15 protein-coding genes are annotated in these 19,213 nt (G+C 67.8%); 12 read left to right on the top strand and 3 right to left on the bottom strand.

Translation table 11 applies throughout. The annotated features are described in order from the left end of the window. Window positions 1–233: 233 nt before the first annotated feature. A complete protein-coding gene (locus AC1D1S_RS10925) occupies window positions 234–1,235 on the bottom strand; it encodes a DMT family transporter (protein ID WP_243181183.1) in 1,002 nt (333 codons plus the stop codon). Window positions 1,236–1,386: 151 nt separating this feature from the next. Between AC1D1S_RS10925 and AC1D1S_RS10920 the strand changes: the two genes are divergently transcribed. Next, on the top strand, window positions 1,387–2,628 hold the full coding sequence (locus tag AC1D1S_RS10920; protein WP_243181184.1) for a cysteine desulfurase family protein: 1,242 nt from the start codon (window positions 1,387–1,389) through the stop codon (window positions 2,626–2,628). Here AC1D1S_RS10920 and AC1D1S_RS10915 read toward each other — a convergent pair. Beyond that, complete coding sequence (locus tag AC1D1S_RS10915) at window positions 2,625–3,875, bottom strand: NAD(P)/FAD-dependent oxidoreductase (protein WP_476994438.1); 1,251 nt, start codon at window positions 3,873–3,875, stop codon at window positions 2,625–2,627. The two genes, AC1D1S_RS10920 and AC1D1S_RS10915, sit on opposite strands and share 4 nt — an antisense overlap. A 281-nt stretch (window positions 3,876–4,156) precedes the next feature. On the opposite strand from AC1D1S_RS10915, the gene mnmA reads away from it, so the two are divergent. The 7 genes from mnmA (at window position 4,157) to AC1D1S_RS10880 (ending at window position 12,810) form a co-directional block, all read left to right on the top strand. Continuing rightward, a complete protein-coding gene (gene mnmA, locus AC1D1S_RS10910; protein ID WP_476994437.1) occupies window positions 4,157–5,269 on the top strand; it encodes a tRNA 2-thiouridine(34) synthase MnmA in 1,113 nt (370 codons plus the stop codon). A gap of 318 nt (window positions 5,270–5,587) precedes the next feature. Then, on the top strand, window positions 5,588–7,216 hold the full coding sequence (locus AC1D1S_RS10905) for an ABC transporter substrate-binding protein (protein WP_476994436.1): 1,629 nt from the start codon (window positions 5,588–5,590) through the stop codon (window positions 7,214–7,216). 134 nt (window positions 7,217–7,350) lie between these two features. Next, window positions 7,351–8,442, top strand: a complete 1,092-nt coding sequence (locus AC1D1S_RS10900; protein ID WP_028275995.1) for an ABC transporter permease — start codon at window positions 7,351–7,353, stop codon at window positions 8,440–8,442. 2 nt (window positions 8,443–8,444) lie between these two features. Then, window positions 8,445–9,470 carry an ABC transporter permease gene (locus tag AC1D1S_RS10895; protein WP_476943747.1) on the top strand — a complete coding sequence of 342 codons (1,026 nt, stop codon included), beginning with the start codon at window positions 8,445–8,447 and terminating at the stop codon, window positions 9,468–9,470. Further along, window positions 9,467–11,170 carry an ABC transporter ATP-binding protein gene (locus AC1D1S_RS10890; RefSeq protein WP_476994435.1) on the top strand — a complete coding sequence of 568 codons (1,704 nt, stop codon included), beginning with the start codon at window positions 9,467–9,469 and terminating at the stop codon, window positions 11,168–11,170. The genes AC1D1S_RS10895 and AC1D1S_RS10890 overlap by 4 nt, the downstream gene beginning before the upstream one ends. Before the next feature lie 177 nt (window positions 11,171–11,347). Beyond that, window positions 11,348–11,764, top strand: a complete 417-nt coding sequence (locus tag AC1D1S_RS10885) for a chorismate mutase (protein ID WP_230011813.1) — start codon at window positions 11,348–11,350, stop codon at window positions 11,762–11,764. A 2-nt stretch (window positions 11,765–11,766) separates the two neighbouring features. Continuing rightward, window positions 11,767–12,810, top strand: a complete 1,044-nt coding sequence (locus AC1D1S_RS10880; RefSeq protein ID WP_243181189.1) for a uroporphyrinogen decarboxylase/cobalamine-independent methonine synthase family protein — start codon at window positions 11,767–11,769, stop codon at window positions 12,808–12,810. A 65-nt stretch (window positions 12,811–12,875) separates the two neighbouring features. On the opposite strand, the gene AC1D1S_RS10875 is transcribed toward AC1D1S_RS10880, so the two are convergent. After that, complete coding sequence (locus AC1D1S_RS10875; protein ID WP_476994434.1) at window positions 12,876–13,598, bottom strand: DUF4166 domain-containing protein; 723 nt, start codon at window positions 13,596–13,598, stop codon at window positions 12,876–12,878. Window positions 13,599–13,800: 202 nt separating this feature from the next. Here AC1D1S_RS10875 and mtrA point away from each other — a divergent pair, with 202 nt between their 5' ends. From mtrA to AC1D1S_RS10855, 4 genes are all read left to right on the top strand, one after another. Then, entirely contained in the window at window positions 13,801–14,475 is a 675-nt protein-coding gene (gene mtrA, locus AC1D1S_RS10870; RefSeq protein WP_476994433.1) for an MtrAB system response regulator MtrA, read from the top strand. Window positions 14,476–14,734: 259 nt separating this feature from the next. Then, window positions 14,735–16,516, top strand: coding sequence for an MtrAB system histidine kinase MtrB (gene mtrB, locus AC1D1S_RS10865; protein WP_476994439.1), 1,782 nt, complete (start codon window positions 14,735–14,737; stop codon window positions 16,514–16,516). Then, window positions 16,513–18,231: an LpqB family beta-propeller domain-containing protein gene (locus AC1D1S_RS10860; protein WP_476994432.1), complete on the top strand. Its 1,719-nt coding sequence runs from the start codon at window positions 16,513–16,515 to the stop codon at window positions 18,229–18,231. The genes mtrB and AC1D1S_RS10860 overlap by 4 nt, the downstream gene beginning before the upstream one ends. A 179-nt stretch (window positions 18,232–18,410) precedes the next feature. Next, on the top strand, window positions 18,411–19,213 hold an 803-nt coding region (locus AC1D1S_RS10855), incomplete at its 3' end, for a ComF family protein (protein WP_476994431.1).

Below are 19,213 nucleotides of genomic sequence, written 5' to 3'. Positions count from 1 at the left end.
CTCCGCCGGCAGCCCCGATGGCGCCGGCCCGTTCGCGGACTTCCTGGCGGGGCAGGGCTACTGCCCGGCGGACGACGGCGGCGGGGGACTGGTGCTGCTGAACTGCCCGTTCCATCGCCTCGCCGCCGGGCACGCAGACGTGGTGTGTGCCATGAACGGAGCTTTTCTCGGCGGGGCCTCAATGGCCCTGGGGATCGAACCGGGCCGGATCGAAGCGCTCGCCATTGAAGATCTCAGGGAGCACGGCGGCGCGCGGCCCGGGCAGTGCTGTGCCCGTATTCTTCCATCGTGACCGGGCTGCCTGAGTGACCCTGCCTGCCTGAAGCGGCGGCGGCCGGTCCGGTTTGGGCCCTGCCGCTGGGGTGGCCGGCGTTGCGGGCCTGGCCCTTGATTCCGGTCAGCAGCACGCCGGCGATCACCAGGAGGCCGCCCAGGATCTGCACGAGGGTGAGCGGGGTCCCGAGCAGCACGGTGATGATCGCGGTGAAGACCACCATCAAGTTGAGGTAGTTTCCGGCGGTCCCGGACGGGGTGGTTTTCAGCGCCAGATTCCAGAGGAGATAGGAACCAAGGGACGGGAACAGGGCGATATACGCCATCGACCAGCCTTCGGCAGCGGTGTCGGGAAAACGCACGTTCATGGCGAGGGCAAACGGCGCCAGCGTCACGGTTGCGATCACCACCTGCACCGCTGTGGCCGCGATGGGCGGCACGGCCAGCCGGCGGGCAACGATGGTGTAGAAGCCCCAGACGATGATCGCGCCGATCATCATGAGCTCACCGGTGTTGATGGCGAGGCTGACCACGCGGGCCAGCTCGCCCTGGGTCAGGACCAGCAGCACACCCAGCAGGCCCAGGCAGATGCCGAGCCAGCCCAGCCGTGTGGTCTTCTCACCGAGCAGGACGATCGCCATGACCACAATGAGGGCCGGGTTTGCGGCCGTCACCAGCGAGGCGTTCATCGCGGACGTGAATCCGAGCGCGCCGTAGAGCAGCAGCGTGTAGCCGCTCATGCCCAGGACACTCAGCAGCAGAAGCACGGGCCAGCGGCGCAGCACCGCACCCCAGTCGGGCCGTTCGATGAGGTGGGCCAGGACCAGCAGCGGCACGGCGGCCAGGCTCCAGCGCCAGAAGGTCAGGTCCAACGGGGTCATGGAGGCTCTGGCGGCCTGTCCGACGACGAAATTGCCGGACCAGAACAAGGTGGCCAGCACAAGGCAGAGGGGCGCTTTCACCGCTTGAATGTACACCAGCCCCGTGCCCGTCACCGGGCTCTTCACTGTGCCTCAGGCTGGTGCCTTCGCCCTGGCACTGTGCCTTTGCCCTGACACTGTGCCTTCGCCCTGGCGCCGCGGCGGCCCGGGCGCGCGCAGGTAGAATTGGGCTGTGCCTGCCTACCTCGATCACGCCGCCACCACCACCCTCGCCCCGGAAGCGCTGGCCGCACTGACGCGCGAACTGGCCCGGACCGGCAACCCGTCCTCGCTGCATGGATCGGGCCGCCGTGCCCGGCGCTCCGTGGAGGACGCGCGGGAAGTGCTCGCTGCGGCCGCCGGCGCCCATCCCTCGGAGGTCATCTTCACCTCCGGCGGGACCGAGGCGGACAACCTGGCGGTCAAGGGCCTGTACTGGGCCCGCCGTGCCGAGGACCCGGCACGGACCCGCATCCTCTGTTCCGCCGTCGAACACCACGCGGTGCTGGACACCGTCGAATGGCTCGAACGGCATGAAGGCGCCGAAGTGTGCTGGCTCCCCGTGGATGACGCGGGCGTCGTGGACCTGGCCGTGCTCGAAGCCGAGCTGTCCCGGGATCCGGGCTCGATCGCACTGGTGAGCCTCATGTGGGCCAACAACGAGGTCGGCACCATCCAGCCCGTCGCCCGGGTTGTGGAACTGGCACACGCCGCCGGCGTACCCGTCCACTCCGACGCCGTCCAGGCCTTCGGCTCCCTGCCCGTTGACTTCCGCGGGACGGGCCTGGACGCCATGTCCGTCTCCGGGCACAAGATCGGCGGACCGGTCGGCGTGGGCGCGCTGATCCTGGGCCGGGCGGTGAAGCTGACCCCGGTCCAGCATGGCGGCGGGCAGGAACGCGACGTCCGCTCCGGGACGCTGGACACCGCCTCGATCGCCGCGTTTGCCGCGGCCGCCGACGCCGTTGCCGCGGGACTCCCCAAGGAAGCCGCCAGGATCGCGGCCCTTCGCGACCGGCTGATCGAGGGGGTCCGTGCGGCCGTCCCCGAAGCCGTCCTGCGGGGCGCCCCGGGCCCCGGGCGGTTGCCCGGCAATGCGCATTTCACGTTCCCCGGCTGCGAAGGGGACTCGCTGCTGTTCCTGCTGGACCTCGCCGGCGTCGAATCCTCCACGGGCTCCGCCTGCACCGCAGGTGTTCCGAGGCCCTCCCATGTGCTGCTGGCGATGGGCCTGGACGAGGACACGGCGAGGGGGGCGCAGCGCTTTACGCTCGGGCATTCCTCAACCGACGCCGACGTCGATGCCCTCCTCGCGGCGTTGCCGGGCGCCTACGCCCGGGCCCGACAGGCCGGCATGGCCGGGCACGAGTCCAGCATCCAGACCGCCGGAACGGTCGCGCGCGAGGCCGCCCGTCAAGCCCCCGCAGGGAGCTAATCCAGGAGCTGATCCAGGAGCTGATCCAGGGGTACCGAGGAGTCGGCAAGCAGGCCCGGGCTCACGGCGGTGCGGGCATTGATGAGCGCCTTGATCGCCTTCTGCGGCTTGGCGGCCCGGGGCCAGTTGACATTCATTCCGGCGATCACCTGGCCTTCTCGCTGCCAGAAGGCAATGAACTCCTTGTCCGCAAGCGAGCCGCGGATGACCGGCGGGCCGGCAACGAGCGTCGGGAAGCCCGAGTACTCCATGCTGACGTCGTACTGGTCCGTGTAGAAGTACGGGATGCTGTCCAGCGTGGCGTCGAGGCCGAGCATCGCCTTGGCTGCCACCTTGCCGCCATTCAGGGCATTGGACCAATGCTCGCTGCGGTGGTGTTCCCCGGTGAACGGGTGCAGGGCGTTGGCGACGTCGCCGGCGGCGAAGATCCCGGGCGCCGAGGTCCGCAGCGACGCGTCGGTGAGGATGCCGTTGCGGATCCCGAGCCCGGCCGCCTCGGCCAGACCGACCTCCGGCACAACGCCGACGGCGATGACCACGAGGTCGGCGGGCAGGACTTCGCCCGAGTCGGTGACCACCGCCGTCGCCCGTCCAAACCACCCCTGAATCTCGGCAGCGGACGCCGGAAGCCTGAACCGTACCCCGTGGGCCTCGTGCAGCCCGCGGAAGAAGCCGCCCAGGTCCGGGCCAATCGCCGCGCCCAGCGGCACGTCCTCCAGCCCCATCAGGGTGACGGTGTTTCCAAAGGTGCTGGCGGCAGCGGCCAGTTCCATCCCGATCCAGCCGGACCCGACCATGACCACGTGCAAACCGCCGCCGGCGAGGCGGGCGTGCAGACGCCGGCTGTCTTCGACCGTCCGGAATGTGCTGACGCCCTCGAGCCCGCTGCCGGGYAGCGGGATGGTCCTGGGCCGCGCTCCCGTGGCAAGCAGGAGTGAGCCGTACTCCAGCCGCCGCCCGTCATCCAGAACCACGGCGCGGGCAGCCGGGTCCAGCGCCGTGACCTGGACGCCGAGCCGGAGGTCGACCTCGTTCGCGTCGTACCAGTCCTCGGGCACCACCGGCAGGGCGTCGTCGCCGGCCTTGCCCAGCAGGTACTCCTTGGACAGCGGCGGGCGCAGGTACGGCTGGTGGGACTCGGCGGCCACCAGCACCACCGGACCGCTGAAACCTTCCGCCCGCAATGTTTTGGCGGCGGTGGCGCCGGCCAGCCCGCCGCCCACGATCACGATGTTCCCGACAGCCATGTCCGCTCGATTCCCGCGTCGGCGCGCTTCCGTTTTCTAAAACCGCTTGTCCTGACGCTAGAAGGGGGAGGCGGTCTCGTCAAGGCTTTTTGGGGAGGATTCGGCGTGGCGATAGAATGGCGGGGCAGGCATTGTGCTATTTCCAGGGACCAGCAGTAGCACTGCGGTTCAACCCAGCAGTGAAAGCCCGGCAGTAGCCCAGCAATAAAAGCCCGGCAGCACCGCAGCTGCGAACAGCAGCCCCGGAGCCTGTGACACCCCGAACCCTAGAGAAAGCCAGTATGCGAGTTCTTGCAGCCATGAGTGGCGGCGTCGATTCCGCCGTTGCCGCCGCCCGCGCCGTCGAGGCGGGGCACGACGTCGTCGGCGTCCACCTCGCGCTGTCCCGGATGCCGGGCACCCTGCGAACCGGCAGCCGCGGCTGCTGCACGATCGAGGACTCCCGCGACGCCTGGCGCGCGTGCGACATCCTCGGGATCCCTTACTACGTCTGGGACTTTTCCGAACGGTTCAAGGAAGATGTCGTCCAGGACTTCATCGATGAGTACGCCGCAGGCCGCACCCCCAATCCCTGCATGCGCTGCAACGAGCGGATCAAGTTCGCCGCCCTGCTGGAGAAGGCCATCGCCCTGGGCTTCGATGCCGTGTGCACCGGCCACTACGCGAAGGTCATCACGGACGCGGACGGCAACCCCGAACTGCACCGCGCTGCGGACTGGGCCAAGGACCAGAGCTATGTGCTGGGGGTGCTGACCCACGAACAGCTCAAGCACTCGATGTTCCCGCTGGCCGAGACGCCGTCCAAGGCCGAGGTCCGCGCGGAGGCGGAGCGCCGCGGCCTCTCCGTGGCGAACAAGCCGGACAGCCACGACATCTGTTTCATTCCCGACGGCGACACCGCCGGCTGGCTCGCCGAGAAGATTGAAATGACCACGGGGGACATCGTGGACGAATCCGGCGCGAAGGTCGGCGAGCACCCGGGCGCCAACGCGTTCACCGTGGGCCAGCGCCGCGGGCTGAAGCTCGGCACCCCGGCCGCGGACGGCAAGCCGAGGTTCGTGCTGGAGATCCGGCCCAAGGAGAACAAGGTGGTGGTGGGCCCGGAGGCCCTGCTCGCCATCGACGAAATCCGAGGCATCAAGGTCTCCTGGGCGGGGCTGCCCATCGCCGAGGTGGCGACCGGCGAAGAGTTTGACTGCTACGCCCAGGTCCGCGCCCACGGCGACCCCGTCCCTGCCCGCGCACACATGGCGGACAACGAGCTTGTGCTCACCCTCACCGAGCCGCTGCGCGGCGTGGCCCCCGGCCAGACGGTGGTGCTCTACCAGGGCAGCCGCGTGCTCGGCCAGGCCACGATCGATGCCGCGCGCTCGCTGCAGAGGGCCGCGCTCTAGCCGCCCGCCCCACCGACTCCAGCAAAGGGTCCCGCCAGTTGGCGGGGCCCTTCGTCGTCTGCACCCTCCGTCGTCGTCAGACTACCCGGCCGTCCACGGCGCCCGGATGCGCAGGGCCCTGCCGAAGATCCGGGCGGAATCCTGAAGAAAATGAGAGAAACCTTCGAATCGTGTAAATTTTGTGTCTCAACTCACAAAATGCAACGTTTCACCGAATGATCGTCTGGTTGAATCTAGGGATCAGCAAAGCGTGCCGCCCGACGAGTCAGTCGTTTCACTTCGGGTTGCGCTAGAACGCATCGAACAGAAAGTTCACAGATGGCAATGAACAAAAAGGCCTGGCACAGCGTCATCGCGCTGGCCGGGGTTTCCGCCTTTGCACTGACGGCCTGCACAGGGCCGACCGGGGGCGCTGGCGGGTCATCAGCCGYAGCAAGCGGTCCGATCGCCTACGGCACCACGGACAAGGTCACTGCCTTGGATCCGGCGGGCGCGTATGACAACGGTTCGTTCATGGTGATGAACCAGATCTACTCCTTCCTCCTCAACTCGAAGCCCGGCAGCGCAGATCCCGTGCCGGACCTGGCCGAGTCCGCGTCCTTCACCTCGCCGAACGAGTACACGGTCAAGCTCAAGCCGGGCCTCAAGTGGGCCAACGGCCACACGCTCGACTCCAAGGACGTCAAGTTCTCCTTCGACCGGCAGACCAAGATCAACGATCCCGCCGGTCCCGCAAGCCTGCTGACCAACATCGAAAGCATCACCGCCCCCGATGCCAACACCGTGGTCTTCAAGCTGAAGCAGGCGAACGACCAGACCTTCGCTCAGATCCTCAGCAGCCCCGCCGCGCCGATCGTAGACGATGAAGTCTTCCCGGCCGACAAACTGCTTGACGACGACTCGATCGTCAAGGCCAAGGCGTTCTACGGCCAGTACGTGATCGACACGTACAAGAAGAACGAGCTGGTCAGCTTCAAGGCATTCCCTGACTACCAGGGGGTTCTCGGCAAGCCGGCCAACGACGCCGCCACGATCAAGTACTACGCCGACCCCACCAACATGAAGCTGGACATCCAGCAGGGCAACATCGACGTCGCGAACCGCAGCCTGAGCGCCACCGACGTCGATGACCTCAAGAAGGACTCCAAGGTCAAGGTCAACGTTGGCCCCGGCGGCGAAATCCGCTACATCACGTTCAACTTCGACACGATGCCGTTCGGTGCCAAGGCTGCCGACGCCGATCCGGCCAAGGCGCTCGCCGTCCGCCAGGCCATCGCGAACCTCGTTGACCGGCAGTCCATCGCGGACCAGGTCTACAAGGGCACCTACCTGCCGCTGTACTCCAACGTTCCCAACGGCTTCCTGGGCGCCAACGAATCGTTCAAGGACGCCTACGGCGACGCCGGCAAGCCGAGCCTGGACAAGGCCAAGAAGGTCCTGGCCGACGCCGGTGTGACGACCCCTGTCTCGATGAACCTTCAGTACAACCCGGACCACTACGGCAAGTCCTCCGGCGATGAGTACGCCATGATCAAGGACCAGCTGGAGAAGTCCGGTTTGTTCAAGGTCAACCTGCAGTCCACGGAATGGGTCACCTACAGCAAGGCCAGCCGCGCCGACGAATACCCGCTGTTCCAGTTTGGCTGGTTCCCCGACTTCAGTGACGCCGACAACTACCTGACCCCGTTCTTCCCGGAGGGCGGCTTCCTGAAGAACCACTACAACAACCCCACCGTCAACGACCTGATCAGCAAGCAGCTCACCACCGTCGATAAGACTGAACGCGAGTCCACGATCAAGGATGCGCAGAATGCCCTCGCCAAGGACATCTCCACGCTTCCGTTGCTCCAGGGCGCGCAGGTTGCCATTTCCGGCAGCGGTGTCAAGGGTGTCGATTCCACCCTCGATGCCTCCTTCAAGTTCCGTTTGGGAACTATTTCCAAGTAAGGCTGCAGCCCTGCTGTCCTGACCAGCCTGCGAGGCGGGGCGCCCTCGAGGCGCCCCGCCWTTGCTGGTCATTGCCGCATCCTGCAGTTCACGCCGGCCCGCCCAAGGCCGCGACAGCACAATCTTAGGTACCAATGACAACATTGACTGAGGCGCCGCTAAACGACGCCGACGGACTTCTTCCGTCCAAGAAAAAATCCTCGGGTGGGGGCTTGGGGACCTACATCCTGATCCGGTTCTTCCTGATCATTCCGACCATTTTCATTCTGGTGACTTTGGTCTTCTTCCTGATGCGGGTCATCGGCGACCCCATCACTGCAGCCCAGGGCGGCAGGCTTCCGCCGGAGGCGCTCGCGCAGCGCATCCACGACGCCGGCTACGACCGCCCGATCCTCGTGCAGTACCTCGAATACGTTGGCCAGGTGGCGACCGGCAACTTCGGCACCACCATCACCGACCGCCGCCCTGTGGTCGAAATGATCATCACGTTTGGCACGGCAACCCTGGAACTGGCCATCAATGCCCTCATCGTGGCGCTGTTGGTCGGCATCCCGCTCGGGCTGATCGCCGCCTACCGGCGCGACAAGGCTCCGGACGCATTCCTGCGGTTCTTCGCCATCCTCTGCTACGCGACCCCGGTGTTCTTCGCCGGCCTGCTGATGAAGCTGGCCTTCTCCGTCTGGCTGGGCTGGCTGCCCGTCGCAGGACGGGCCTCCACCAGGACCGAACTGGCTATGGGAAGCCTGGCCGCACCGACCGGGATCTACTGGCTGGATGCCTTGCGCAGCGGCAACATGGCCGCGTTCGGCGATGTAGCGGCCCATTCAGTTCTCCCCGCACTCACCCTCGGGCTTCTGACGGCAGGGGTCTTCCTGCGGCTGGTCCGCACCAACGTCATCGGCACGCTCGGCAAGGATTACGTCGAAGCCGGCAGGTCCCGTGGCGTCAGTAATTACCGGCTCGTGACCAAGCATGCCTACAAGCCTGCCCTCATCCCGATCATCACTGTCATGGGGCTCCAGATTGCCCTCCTCCTCGGCGGCGCCGTCCTCACCGAATCCACCTTCGAGTGGAAGGGCCTCGGCTACCAGCTGGTGCAATACCTGAACGCCCGCGACTTCGTCGCCGTCCAGGGAATCGTCGTGATGCTGGCGGTCATCGTTGCCGTCACGAACTTCATCGTGGACGTCGTCGCAGCCCTGATCGACCCGCGAGTGAGGTACTAGCCATGAATGCAACCAAAGTAAGCGGGCGCAAGCAGCCCCTCATCTACCGGCTGCCGGTGATCTCGCATTTCCGCTCGAGCGTCGGGCTGCAACGCGGCATGCTCGTCACGGGCATGGTGCTGGCCGCCGTCTTCCTGCTCGTCGCCGTGTTTGCGCCGTGGATCGCGCCCTACGGGTTTGCCCAGCTCAGCGACGCCGCCGGTCCCTTCCCGACACAGCAGCCCCCCAGCCCGGCCCACATCTGGGGCACCACGGTTGGTGGCTATGACGTCTACTCCCGGGTGCTCTGGGGTGCCCAGACGGCCGCCGTGGTGATCATCGTGGCCGTCGCGATGTCGATCTTCCTCGGCGTAGCCCTCGGCCTCGTCAGCGGCTACTTCGGCGGCTGGCTGGACCGGGTGTTCGTGGTGATCGCCGACGCGATCTACGCTTTCCCGTCACTGCTCCTGGCCATCGTGATGTCAATTGTCATCAGCCACGGGCAGTCCAGTTTCTGGGGAGGCATTGTCGCCTGCTCCATCTCCATCTCGGTGGTGTTCGTCCCGCAGTACTTCAGGGTCATCCGTGCCGAAACCATCCGGCTGAAGGCGGAGCCGTACGTCGAATCAGCCAAGGTGGTGGGCGCCTCCAGCATCCGCATCATGGGCCGGCACATCTTCAAGAACGCAACCCGCACGCTGCCGCTGATTTTCACACTGAACGCGTCCGAGGCCATCCTGACCCTGGCGGGCCTCGGCTTCCTGGGGTTYGGCATCGAACCCACTTCCGCCGCCGAGTGGGGCTATGACCTGAACAAGGCCATTGCAGATGCCTCCTCGGGCATCTGGTGGACCGGTGTCTACCCCGGTACGGCGATCGTCCTGACCGTGCTTGGGCTGACCCTCGTCGGTGAGAGCATCAACGACCTCAACGATCCCCGCCTGCGGGGCCGCAAGAAGGCCGTGGCAGGCAAGGGCGGACCAGACTCCACCGCCGGCACCCAGGCTGCACCCGAAGCAGAAGCAGAAGCAGAAGTGAGACTTCCATGACCACCAACATCGACAAGCCCGGCGCAGGCGCAGGCCCGGTCCTTGACATCGACCGGCTCAAAGTCACCTTCGCCACCGACGCCGGGGATGTGTATGCCGTCAAGGACGTGAGCCTCCAGGTCAACCCCGGAGAAGTCGTCGCCATTGTTGGCGAGTCGGGATCCGGCAAGACCGTGACGGCCAAGACCATCCTGGGACTTCTGCCGGAGACGGCCATCAGCCAAGGTGCTGTCCTGATCAACGGCAACAACGTCATCAGCGTCAGCGAAGCCAAGCTGCGGGAGATCCGGGGCCGCGACGTGGCCATGGTGTTCCAGGAGCCATCCACCGCCCTCAACCCGGTCTTCACCGTGGGGTGGCAGATTGCCGAGGGCATCCGCGCACACGCCGGCAGCGGCGGCCGCAGCAAGGTCTCGGCCAAGGAGGCCAAGGCGCGGGCAATTGACGCCCTCCGCAAAGTTGGCATCCCGGACCCGGAAACGCGGGTCAACTACTATCCGCACCAGTTCTCGGGCGGCCAGAAACAGCGCGTCGTGATTGCCGCGGCGCTGGCCCTGAACCCTGGCCTCATCGTGGCCGACGAGCCCACGACCGCCCTGGATGTCACCGTGCAGGCCGAGATCCTTGAACTGCTGCGGGACCTGCGTGACAACTACGGGACCTCCATCGTGCTGATTACGCACAACATGGGCGTCGTCGCCGACCTCGCCGACCGCGTCGTGGTCATGTACCAGGGCGACGTCGTGGAGGAGGCATCCTCAAGGGTGCTGTTCGCCGAGCCCAGGGAGGACTACACCAAGAAGCTCCTCGCCGCCGTCCCGCACCTGGGCCGCAACTCCGCCTCGGAGGGCATGGTCGAACGCGCCCACCAGGGCGGCAAGGTGCTGGTCGAGGCAAAGAACCTGACCATCGAGTATCCGGGGCGGCTCGGCAGCCCGGCGTTCAAGGCCGTCGACGGCGTCAGCTTTACCGTGTCCGAAGGCGAAGTCTTCGGCCTCGTGGGGGAGTCCGGCTCCGGCAAAACCACCATCGGCCGGGCAATCGCCGGCCTGAACCGCACCACGGGCGGCAGCCTGAATGTGCTGGGGTACGAGATGCTGAACTTCAAGGAGCGCACCTTCAAGCCGCTCCGCAAGGAGATCGGCTTCGTGTTCCAGGACCCTGCGGCCTCGTTCAACCCGCAGCTGACCATCGGCGACTGCGTGGCGGAACCGCTGATCATCCACTCCAACCCGACCGCGGYCGAGGCACGCAAGAAGGTCGGCGAGCTGCTCGAGTCCGTGCAGCTGCCGGCGTCGTACGCTGACCGGTTCCCGCACGAACTCTCGGGCGGGCAGCGCCAGCGCGCCTCGCTGGCGCGGGCGCTCATCCTGAACCCGAAGCTGCTCATCGCCGACGAGCCGACGTCGGCCCTGGACGTGTCCGTGCAGGCCGTTGTGCTGGAGCTGTTCAAGGAGATCCAGCAGGAGTTCGGCTTCGCGTGCCTGTTCATCAGCCACGACCTCGCCGTGGTGGACATGCTCGCCCACTGGGTCGGCGTGCTCTACAAGGGCAAGATGGTGGAGCAGGGCCTCGGCAACCAGGTGATGGGCAACCCGCAGCACGACTACACGAAGAAACTCATCGCCTCCCTGCCTGTTCCGGACCCCGACGAACAGGCCAGGCGCCGCGAGGCGTTCAAGGCCGTGCTCCACAGCTAACCGCCGGAACCGGGCACCTGCCCGATCCGGCGCGGCCCGGGCTCGGCAGGGCCACAGCCAATGGGCATGCCCACCGTTCACCACGAACGGTGTGCATGCCCATTGGTGTCGCCGCGGGTGCCTGCAACGGTGCTTAACAGCGGAAGGCATTGGCCGCCGAACCCCTAGACTGGGTCAATGACCGAGCAGAACCCCACTCTTCCCGAAACCGATTCCTACGACCCGGCGGCAAGCTCCCTGGCCGGTTCCGTGGATCCCGCGGTCATGGCGGAGTTGCTGTCAATCCGCTCCAGCATCGACAACATCGATGCCACCTTGGTCTTCCTCCTCGCCGAACGCTTCAAAGCCACCCAGAAGGTCGGTTTCCTCAAGGCCGCGCACCAACTTCCCGCCGGGGACCCGGGCCGCGAAACGGCGCAGATCGCCCGGCTGCGGCACCTCGCCGCCGAAGCCCACCTGGACCCGGCCTTCGCGGAGAAATTCCTGAACTTCATCATCGGCGAGGTCATCCGCCACCACGAGGCCATCGCCGAGGACCACCAGGCCGCCCAGGCCTCCGGCTCCGCGGACGCCGCCCGCGCCGCAGACGCCTAGCCATGGCAGCACCAGACGCGCCCGCACCGGGCCAGGTGACCGCGACCGCCCTTGGCCCCTGGCCGGGCGAGGACCCGGCCGAGGCCGCCCGGATCATCCGCGGTGAACTGGGCAGCCCGCACCTGCCGTTCCTCGCCGAGCTTCCCGATCGCGGCGTCGGCTCCGATTCCCTGGGCCGGACCGCCTCTTTGCTCGTGGAACTAGCTGTCGACGTCCAGCCGCATGGATGGCGGTTCGTGGACCGGCCCGGCAAGGACCTGCAGCGGGCCAAATCGGCCCTGTCCACCGACATCAACATCCTGGCGGACGTGATCGGCGTCGAGGAAGTACCGTCGGACGATATCAAGATCCAGCTGCGCGGGCCGCTCAGCCTTGCCGCCGGGCTGCACCTGCACAACGGCGAGCGGGCCCTGATCGACTATGGTGCCCGCAGGGACATCGCGGATTCGCTCGCAGCGGGCGTGGAAGGCTACCTCAAGCGGGTGGCGGCGGCTGCCCCCGGTGCCCGGATCGTCGTCCAGATCGATGAACCTGAGATCGCGTCGGTGCTGGCCGGCACCATTCCCACCGCCAGCGGTTACCGGACCCTGCGTTCGGTGCCAGGCCGGGAAGTGACCGAGTCCTGGCAATTGGTGATCGACGCCCTCCGGGCCGCGGGCGCCGTCGAGACCGTTGTGGCCGTCTCCGAGGTCGAGGCGCCGTTCGAGCGGATCCTGGCGGCAGGCGCGGATGGAATCGCCGTGCCGCTTCGGGCCCTGACCTCGCGCCAGTGGGAACAACTCGCCGGCGCGGTGGAGGCCGGCAAGCGGCTCTGGGCCGGCGCGCTGGACGTGGCTGATCCTGCCGCGTCGCTGCCAAGGGTCCGCGACGTCGTGGAAAACGTCTGGCGCCCCTGGCGGCAGCTGGGTCTGCCCGCGTCCACGCTGGGGGCGCTCCGGGTCACGCCGTCGGAGGGCCTGGCGCGGCACTCACCCGCGACTGCGGCGGCGGTCCTGACCCGGCTGACCCAGGTGGCGGACGGGCTCAACCAGCTCGCCCTCGGCTAGCGCGGCACCTCCGGCCGCCGGCGGCCGGGGCGCAACCGTGCCCGCGGTGCCCCTGCTGGCCCCGGTCAGACCCTGCTTTCCCAGGCGTCCGGTCGGGCGTGCCCTGGCAGGTAGCCCGGCGCGGCAATACCGCCGGGGTAGGGCTCGAGCCGGTAGTCGAAATGGCCGGCGTAGACCAGCACCAGACCGAGCTGGGGCTGGATCACCTTGACCTGGATCCGGTGCCTGCCGCCGTGCTGCGGCTCCCACCACTGCTCGGCGTAGGCCTTGGCGTCGAGGGCCGCTGGCAGCGGAACCCGGAGCGGTCCCAGGAACAGCCGCGACGCCTCGGACACGCCGCGCAGCCGGCCCTCCGGCGTGACGCTGAGATTGAGGTCGGTGACGAGCCGCCGGTACCGGCCCACGTAATCCACGAGCCCGGGCCCGCGCCCGCCGTTATCAGGCCCGCCGTCATCAAAGCTGGTCGTGTCCTGGAACAGCCGGGTGGTGCCCGGGAAGAAGATTTCCCGGCGGGCCGTCAGGCTGGCCCTGCCGAACGGGTCCAGGTGGGCGTGGTTCTCGATCCGGAAGCGGACGCCCTCGCCGTACTCGGGGAAGAAGGCCTGCTCGCCGGTGGTGAGCCGCAGCAGGGGACGCAGCCAGGCCTGCCGGCAGCCGACGACGTCGAACACCCCCTCGCCGACGCCGTAGTGGCCGGATCCCGGTGCCAAAGCAAAGTATTCTTGAAGCTCCGGCTGCAGTCGGGCAAAGTCGCTGCCCAGGGCACGCTGGTAGATCGGGGTGTTCACGGGTTCCTMCTGCGGTCCGGGCCGGTTCAGTGGGCCTGTCCACAGCATGCAGGACAACGCGGCAATTGTCACAGCGTCCCATGCATCGGCGCGGTTCCGGGCCGGTTCCGGCGGGGTTCCGGCGGCGGTGGCAGGCCCGGTTGCACCATGTCGGCGGGCCGCCCGATACGACAAAGCCAATTCAATGGGGGAATATATAACTATGAAGGCACGCATTCTGGTAGTGGATGATGACGAGGCTCTGGCCGAGATGATCGGTATTGTGCTGCGCAATGACGGCTTCGAACCCGTCTTCTGCGCGGACGGCGCCCAGGCGCTGGACGTGTTCCGCTCCTCCAAGCCGGACCTCGTCCTGCTCGACCTCATGCTTCCGGGGATGGACGGCATTGAGGTCTGCCGCCAGGTCCGTGCCGAGTCCGACGTCCCGATCGTGATGCTCACGGCCAAGGCGGATACTTCGGATGTGGTCCGCGGCCTCGAGTCCGGTGCCGATGACTATGTGCCCAAGCCGTTCAAACCCGCCGAGCTCGTCGCCCGGGTTCGGGCCAGGCTCCGCCCGGGTGACCAAAAGGCACCGGAAACCCTGCGGATCGCCGATGTCACGATCGACGTTGCCGGCCACCTGGTCAGCCGCGGCAACGACCGGATCTCCTTGACGCCGCTGGAATTCGACCTCCTCGTCGCCCTGGMCCGCAAGCCGTGGCAGGTGTTCACGCGCGAACTGCTCCTGGAGCAGGTCTGGGGCTACCGGCACGCCGCCGACACCCGGCTGGTCAATGTCCATGTCCAGCGGTTGAGGTCCAAGATCGAACGCGACCCGGAAGCCCCCGAAGTTGTATTGACGGTCCGTGGTGTCGGCTATAAAGCAGGTTCCTGAGCCTGCGGACCGCAGTGTCCGGCAGTCCATAGCAACGGATACGGCGGCGCCGGCCGAGTCAGCCGCGGCACCGGCCGAGTCAGCCGCGGCGCCGGCCGAGTCATCTGCGGCGTCATCGCCAGAGACGTCCGTGCCCCGCACGCCCGAAACGCCCCGCGGCGGTCCGGACCCGTGGCGGCGTCTGGCCTTCCGGACCCGTTTGTGGGCCAAACGCGCGAGGATCGTTGGCGTCCGGGTCGCGCGGCTGGTCCGCACGGGGATGCAGCGCCTGTGGCCCGGCATCCTKTACCTGCTCCGGGCTGTACAGCGGAAGTGGCGGCGTTCGCTGCAGTTCCGGACGGTCCTGACCACGCTGATGCTGGCCATGGGCTCGTTCGCGGTGGTGGGCGCCTACCTGTCCAACCAGATCGCCAACAACCTGTTCCAGGAACGGCTCGCCCAGGCCGAATCGGAGACGCGGTACAACGTCAAGCAGGTCCAGGACACCTTCGACGGTGCCCAGGTCACCGACCAGTCCAGTGTCATCACCCTGGTCTATGACACCCTGAACGCGGTCGAAGGCCGCGGATCCGTGATCCAGCGGCGCTACGTCTTCGAGGCCATGCCGGAGCAGACCAAGCCCCGCAACCGTTGGGTTGAATCCCGGGCCTCGGACCAACTCACCATCGGTGTCATCCCCCCGGACCTGCGCAAGGCTGTGCAGGAGTCGGGCAAGGACCAATACTGGGCGTCCACCCAGTTCCCGGTAGGGACCGAAGACCGGCCCGGCATCGCCGTCGGCAACAAGGTGACCTTCAACGGCACCGTCTATGAGCTCTACCTCATCTACGACCTCAACACGGCGCAGAAGACCCTCGACGAGATCCAGAATGTCCTGCTGGCCGGCGGCGCGCTGCTGGTGCTCATGATCGGCGGCGTCGCCTGGTATGTGACCCGCAACGTGGTCAGCCCGGTCAGCCATGCCGCCGTCGTCTCCGAGAAGCTCGCCGCCGGCCAGCTGCAGGAGCGCATGGTGGTCAAAGGCGAGGACGAGGTTGCCCGCCTGGGCGCCTCGTTCAACCACATGGCCGCAAGCCTCCAGGAACAAATCACCCAGCTGGCCACGCTGTCCCAGATGCAGCAGCGGTTCGTCTCCGATGTCTCCCACGAGCTCCGCACCCCGCTCACCACGGTGCGCATGGCCGCCGAAGTCCTTTATGACGCCCGCGAGGACTTCGACCCCATCAACAAGCGCTCCGCGGAGCTGCTCTACAACCAGGTGGAACGCTTCCAGTCGCTCCTGGCGGACCTGCTGGAAATCTCCCGCTTTGACGCCGGCGCCGCCACTCTGGACGCCGAGCCCACCGACATCGTCCAGCTTGTCGCGCATGTCATCGAGGGGGTGGCGCCCGTCGCGGCCGAATACGGGTCCGCCGTCACCCTCAACGCCCCGGCCGGCAGCGTCATTGTCGACATGGACGACCGCAGGATCGACCGGATCCTGCGCAACCTGATCCTGAACGCCCTCGAACACGGCGAGGGCCGGCCGGTCAACGTTTCCGTGGCCGCCAGCGGCACCGCCGTGGCCGTGGCCGTACGGGATCACGGAATCGGTATGACCCCGGCTGAGGCGGCGCGCGTCTTCGACCGCTTCTGGCGCGCCGATCCGGCCCGGGCCCGCACCACGGGCGGCAGCGGGCTGGGACTGTCCATTGCCGCCGAGGACACCAAGCTCCACGACGGCTGGCTGCAGGCCTGGGGGAGCAAGGGACAAGGGTCGAACTTCCGCCTGACCCTTCCCCTGCGCCGCGACGAGCCGATCACCAGGTCCCCGCTCCAGCTAGAACCGGTCAACGTCGGGCTCCCCGAGGCAGGCCGCCAGCGCACCGTGGTGTTGCTGGACCCGCTCCGGGCCGCGGGCCGCGGGACCGGTGTTGAGGGTTCCGCAGACGGCTTCGATGACGACTTTTCTGACGACGGCGGCAGCGGTGCCGCCGGCGGGGCTATCCCGGACGGCGGCTCTGCCGGCCCCCGGGGGACCGGGACGGAGGGCAGGGCATGAGTGGGGTTTCGGGCCGGTTTACCCGCGTGGGGGCTGCGCTGCTGGCGCTCATCCTGCTTCTGTTGACCTCGTGCGCCCAGATTCCGCGCTCGGGGCCGGTAGGCAAGAGCACGGACGAGAGTGCGGGAAACCCCAACGCCCCGGTCTTCTTTCCGGCCGCGCCGCGTCCCGGCGCCGGACCCGAAGCGGTGATCGAAGACTTCTACCTCGCCGGCAGCGGCTACGAGGACGACTACGCCGTGGCCCGGCAGTACCTCACCCAGGGTTCGTCGGTGACGTGGAAGCCGGACCAGCGGGCGCTCGTGTTCCGCAAGGCCACGGTGGTGGCCACCGGCGTCGAAAATGTCTTCAACTACCAGCTCGACCTCGCCTATTCGGTGGACGCCGACGGCGTGGCCACGCAGCTTCCCGAGGGCACCACCGAAAACATACCCGTCACCGTGACCCAGGTGGACGGCGAGTGGCGAATCTCCGATCTTCCGGACGGCACGGCCATTCCGGAAGAAACGTTCAAGGTCATTTACGGCGCGTTCCCGATCTACTTCTACGACCCCACGTTCACCTACGCGGTGCCCGACGTCCGGTGGTTCATCCGCAAGAAGACAGTCAAAGCCATGACGAGCGCGCTCCTGGGCGGACCCGCCCCCTACCTCAAGGGCGCCGTCGTCAGCGCGTTCCCTTCAGGCATCAAGCTGGCCCGCGAATCAGTGCCCGTGGTATCCGGCGCCGCGCAGGTGGATCTCACCGCCAAGGACCTGGTCGAGGCCTCCAACGAGGACCGGCTGCGGATGCAGACGCAGCTTGCCCTGACGTTCCGCAGCCAGCCGGATGTGATCAACGTGGAGCTCCGGGCCAACCAGGACCTGGTGCGCGTCGAAGACAACGGCACGGTCCTGCCTCCGGTCCAGGACGAAAGCGTCCCCGCTTACCAGATCGCCGTCAGCAACAATGACCTGGTCCGGTACGAAAACAACAGGATTTCACCGCTCCCGGACGTCCGGTCCGTCGCAGCCCTCTCACCCCGGTCGCCTGCGGAGTCCACCGAGTCGCAGGCGGCAGCTTTCCTCAACGCCGCCCGCACCACGCTGTACTCGATCGTTCCGGGCCAGCCCGCCAGGGCACTGACCACGCGGGCCGCGCTGTCCCGGCCTTCGTTCGGCCGCTATGACTGGGTCTGGACCGCCGGGCCGGGTGCCGGCGGCGCCACCGAGGTGGTGGCCTACCGGCCGGTCGGTGTGGCGGAGACCGCCAGCGTACCCACCGTGACCCTGTCGCCGGGATGGCTCTCGGGCCGGACGGTGAAGGAGTTCCGGATTTCCCGGGACGGCACGCGTGCCCTCGTCATTTCGCAGCAGAACGGCAAGAGCAAGGTCCAGATCACCGGGATCATCCGGAACGCGGACGGCACCCCGAGGGACCTGACCGTGCCCCTGACCCTCCTGACCCCCCAGGATCCGGACCAAGGGGTCTGGGTGGATGACACCACCGTCGCGGTCATGAAGGCCTCCGCCAGCGATGCCGTCACCCCCGAGCTGTTGTCGCTGACCTCGGCACAGCCACAGCAGCTGGCGCCGTGGCCCGGGCTGACGGCCCTCAGCGCAGGCAACGGACCGGCCGAGATCTACGGCCAGTCCGCGGAAGGGATTTTCCAGCGGCTGGGCAACGGCTGGTCACCGCAGCTCAAGGGCCCCATCGACCCCTCGTTCCCCGGCTGACCGGCGCCCCCTCGGACGACGGCTGACCGGCGCCCCCTCGTTCCCGGGCTGACCGGCGCCCCCTCGGACGACGGCGGTGCCGCCGTCACCCGGGTCCGGTGAAGGTTCCGGCCATGGTGTTGTCCACATAGCGGCACGCCGGGTTACTACCGGGGGCGCACCCGGTCCAGGATCGGAGGATGGGCAGCCACACCACCCCGGTCCCGGCAGCGGACCCTGACCTTGCCCCGGCCACGGCCAGGGCGGCGAGACACCGCGGGAGCTACGCGCGGCCGCTGGCGAGGCTGGGCGACCGGACAGCCGAAGCGGCGGCTGAGGTGCTCGCCCTGGCCATTCCAGTGGACTGCGTCTGCTGCGGGGCGGAGGACTCGGCACTCTGCGGCGCGTGCTCCCGTAAGCTGCGCCTGTTGACGCTCAGGCCGTTCCGGGCAGAGGCCCAGGCTCCGGCCCTGATTGACATGGACGGCTCCGTGCTGCTGCCCGTGGTGGCGGCTGGCGCATACCGGGCCGAGCTGGCGCAGTGCCTGCTGTCCTTCAAAAGCCATGGGCAGGCCCGGCTGGGCGCCGAACTGGCCCGGGGCCTGGCGCGCGCCCTCCACGCCGCGTCCGGGCCCGGGCAGGGACTCGTCCTCGTCCCCGTACCCACGAGCGCCGCCGCTTACCGCAGGCGGGGCTTCAGCCCCGTCCATGTCCTGCTCCGTCGGCTCGTCCGCGGCGATGAAATCCCAGGGCTCACCGTCGCGGACGCGCTGCGGAAATCCGTGCCGCCCGCGCGGAACACGAAACCCCCGGCTTTGCCCCTGTGGGGCCGGTTGCGGGACGGCCCCACAGGGGCCGGCTCCCTGTCCGGCGGACAGAAGGGACTGGGCCGGGGTGAGCGCGCCCGGCGCGTGCGCGGATCCATGCGGGCCAGGTCCGGTCCGTGGCCTGCGCGGGTCGAAGGACGTGCCTGCATCATCGTCGATGACGTGCTGACCACCGG

It is taken from the genome of Arthrobacter sp. P1_A5, from assembly GCF_056406825.1.
This window is presented reverse-complemented; position numbering and strand designations above follow the sequence as displayed.

Coding starts and splice junctions, on each gene's coding strand:
- mnmA (WP_476994437.1), top strand. CDS start 4,157: ATGCGAGTTCTTGCAGCCATGAGTGGCGGCGTCGATTCCGCCGTTGCC.
- AC1D1S_RS10900 (WP_028275995.1), top strand. CDS start 7,351: ATGACAACATTGACTGAGGCGCCGCTAAACGACGCCGACGGACTTCTT.
- AC1D1S_RS10885 (WP_230011813.1), top strand. CDS start 11,348: ATGACCGAGCAGAACCCCACTCTTCCCGAAACCGATTCCTACGACCCG.
- AC1D1S_RS10880 (WP_243181189.1), top strand. CDS start 11,767: ATGGCAGCACCAGACGCGCCCGCACCGGGCCAGGTGACCGCGACCGCC.
- AC1D1S_RS10860 (WP_476994432.1), top strand. CDS start 16,513: ATGAGTGGGGTTTCGGGCCGGTTTACCCGCGTGGGGGCTGCGCTGCTG.